The organism is Infirmifilum sp. (genome assembly GCF_049970975.1).
GTDB classification, from domain to species: Archaea; Thermoproteota; Thermoprotei; order Thermofilales; family Thermofilaceae; genus Thermofilum; species Thermofilum uzonense.
Genome location: NZ_JBMFLX010000124.1, coordinates 1 through 3,745, shown reverse-complemented (window position 1 = coordinate 3,745; position 3,745 = coordinate 1). Strand labels below are relative to the sequence as shown.

The 3,745-nt window shown below is 40.7% G+C and carries 1 protein-coding gene; it reads left to right on the top strand.

Going from position 1 to position 3,745, the window contains the following annotated elements; translation table 11 throughout:
* Positions 1 to 227: 227 nt before the first annotated feature.
* Entirely contained in the window at positions 228 to 3,512 is a 3,285-nt protein-coding gene (locus ACP5KC_RS09360; RefSeq protein ID WP_428287374.1) for a DUF6259 domain-containing protein, read from the top strand.
* Positions 3,513 to 3,745: the final 233 nt, after the last annotated feature.

Below are 3,745 nucleotides of genomic sequence, written 5' to 3'. Positions count from 1 at the left end.
ATGAGAAAAAGCACCTGTAAGCTATGCCTCACACACTAAACCGTAATGATCCATCACGTCTCACCCACTCGACGTATTCTGACCCAGGTTCAAACATGCTGAAAACATGTATGTTGAGAGATTTGTGACTAATGCTACTCTGAAATGACTGCGAATTATAGGAAGATTAACTCTCTAGATATTTTAGAAAAATATTAAATAAACTGCTTTTGAAAAATAAAAAATGTATGGCAAAAGTTTTTTCCACTGATAAAGTTCATTTAGATATTGTAGGTCATAGGTGTGTTTTCGATAAGTTAAGTAATGATCATTTGGGCGGGGCCGTCAAGATGAATGACGAAAGTAGGATAGTCGGAGCTCCTAGAGTGAAAAGACCGCATCCTAGTAAAAGAATTAGAATTTTTTATAAAAAAATTTGTATATGGTATCTGATCCTTGTTCTTCTAATTAATGTCACACTTACCTCTGCACAGTTTGAAAAGAGTCAAGGTGGTTCTTACGCATATGACTATGGGGATTGGATCTTAATAGGAAACAATTTTATCGAGATAAAATTTGATAAGAAAGATAAAGGAGGAATAGCTCAAATTAAAAATAAATTGAGTGACGTGTCGTTTCTTCCTGAATTTAAAAAAGGTCCTCATGTTCTTTTCTATATAAGTCCCAGCGGAACACACACATTCATGGCGATAGATTTCTCCTATAAAATCATGTCTACTCCGGGGGGTAAAATCCTAATAATGACATGGAATGGATTTCGAGGTGGCGACAATGTTCCAAGAGAGAGACTTCTCGATATACACGTGAAGGCCTCCATAACGATCCTAGATAATTCGCCATTGACTTACTGGAGAATCGAGGCCACAAGCAGTGAGTACGATATCGACATAAACTCCATCACCTTTCCTATAATTTCTGGACTAACATATATAGGAGATAACGGAGAAGATGATTTCCTGGTATATCCTTCACTAACCGGACTTCTCATGCGTAATCCATGGAAGAATTTGCCAGTTCAACCTGGGATACCCTGGCAATTATATCCTAGCGGTTGGGTCTCAATGCAATTCATGGCATTTTACAACATACACCTGGGAGGCCTGTACCTAGCTACAAATGACACAGAGGGCAATGTCAAGGGTTTCTCGGTGTATAGATTCAGCATGAATGACTGGAATATGGCTGTGACACACTACCAGCCTTACGGCGAAAAATCGCTTAACCTGACTTACAGCGTTATCGTCGGCGTATTTCTCGGGGACTGGCATGTCGCTGCCGAAATCTACAAGAGCTGGGCCGAGAATCAATGGTGGTGTGTCGAGGCCTTAAAGCGCTCGACTCCTTCATGGTTCCTTGAGACATCGGCGATACATTCAACATCCTTATATACACCTGGTTCTGAAGGATGGGCTAGTCAAATTCCTTTCTATACAGTTCCTTTGTTAGCTGAAGACTCAATCAAAACTCTTGGAATGCCAGTAATAATGCAAGTGTGGGGTTGGGAAAAACATGGGACATTTACCCTAATACCCGACTACTTCCCACCAATTGAGGGCTGGGATGCATTCGATAGTATGATTGATGGTGTTCACAGAGCCGGAGGTAAAGTATCAGTGTTCATCTCTACAAACTACTTTTCACCCGAGCTGGAAGCCTATAAGGAAATGAGAAAGTACGCGATAAAGCTAAAGGATAGAACACTGGAGGGATTAATGTGTCCAGCTTCTACGGAATGGAGGAGCTACGTTAAGGAAATCGCTCTCACACTAGTCAGGCATGGAGTCGATCACGTGCATCTTGATGGAAGTCTTATAGACCCACCCTATCCTTGCGTCCACGAAAACCATAACCACCCTAAAGGCTACGGTAAGTGGTGGTTCGAAGCTTTTAAAGAACTCTTTAAAGAGATTCGAGAGGAAGCCAAAAAGATAAACCCTGAAGTTGTCTTCTCATCGGAGGAGATCTGTGAATTATACATACCATTCCTTGATAGGTTTTACTCCCGAGGCAACGTTGCTGAACTTTACGCAACACACTGGTTCTGGCAAATTACTGGTAGTGAAGCAATCCCACTATTCCAATACGTCTATCATAAGTACATCTCTTCATGGGGACATTATGTCCACGGATGGAGCATGAGCTCAAGCGAGATATCATATTCTATCAAGGCGCTCGCGACTTCCCTCGTGTGGGGAGAACCATTAGAAATAAGGCTACCGTCACTTGGTGAGCGAATGTCAAAGTTAATAAAAATAAATCCGATCGTCCTTTTCTTTAAAAGGGCAACTACTTTTAGATATAATATAGCAAAAGACTTCTTGGTTTATGGCGAGATGATAACCCCTCTTAATTTTACAGCACCCGTTATCAGAATCAAGAACCCTTCATGGCATCTCTCCCCCACTGAGCTAAAGGAAACCGTAACACCAGCCATACTACATTCAGCGTGGAAGAATTCTATGGGTGAAATAGGCTTTGTCTTTGTGAACATCGGAGATGAAAGCGTGGAAATAAAGTTACGAATAGATCCATCCAAATACAATCTAACACAAGCATTTGTAATAGAAGAACGGCTAGGAGGTGCCAGATTCGTTGGAAAAGCGTCAAACGATTTTATAACAAATATTACTCTAAATCCTAACGATATCATATTGCTGCGTCTCACAGAGAGGAGAGTGCCCGTGTATTTATCAACCCAGCCCGGCGGGATGGTTTTAGTTGTAAATAAATCTTCTATAAGTCTTCTAAACCCAACCTTATTAATTCTAGAAAGGAATAAATTTTATGAATTTCAAGCCCAAATGATCCTTAACTTAGACCAAGGAACACGCTATAAGTTTGAGAGATGGATAATAGAGGGTGAAAGGCACGGCTGGGAGCATATCGCGGCGAATCTAAGCTTAAAACTAGATTCACCCATAAATTTGACAGCGCTCTACTCAAAAGAATTCCACGTCAACGCATCGACGCCATATGGATCAATAAACGGAACAGGATGGTATAAAGCCGGTAGTCTTGCCTCCCTAACTATCCCCGTTCCTGAATTCCTTGTAGGGAATGGAACACGCGTTGTTTTCGAAGGATGGTACGAGGACGGTAATTTACTCTCGAATGAGACACGCCTCGAATTAAAAGTCGATAGTCCAAAGAACGTGGAAGCCCGTTGGAAAAAACAATACTACGTTAGCATAGAAACCAATATTGGACAAATATCGGGAGCAGGTTGGTATGACTATGGAAGCGTAGCTGCCATTAGATTAATTGCACCAAAAATACAGGGAGATCCCCTCGTACGATATGTAATTGATAGAGTAGAGGGAATTACCAAAGAAGATGAATTTCTCAATATGAGTCTAATCCTACTCAAAGTAGATAGACCTAGGAACCTGAGAGTATTCTGGAAAATCGACTATACAGGATTATTTTCACTTATATCCTTAATCACTTTAATTACGATCTTAATTACGATTGCTACTATCATAGCCTTCCGCTATTCCTCAAGAAAAAAATAACTCCAACCCTTTGATCTTTCCAAGCCTTCCCCCACATCTATCAAATTAATCTTAAACCCAAAAACTACTCATCACTCTAGACCTTCTAGCCAGAATGCTCGAAACAGGAAAAACGATTAAGCCCCCAATCCGCGCCTTTAAAAGCACCGGAACATTCAAGTCTTACTCTATAATTACCTCTTTTCCCGTTCTCGGCGTTTTAAAGAATAATTTCACATAAAATATACATTATA

What these genes read in the sequence shown, in the direction of transcription:
- ACP5KC_RS09360 (WP_428287374.1), top strand. Translation starts at nt 228, where the DNA reads ATGGCAAAAGTTTTTTCCACTGATAAAGTTCATTTAGATATTGTAGGT.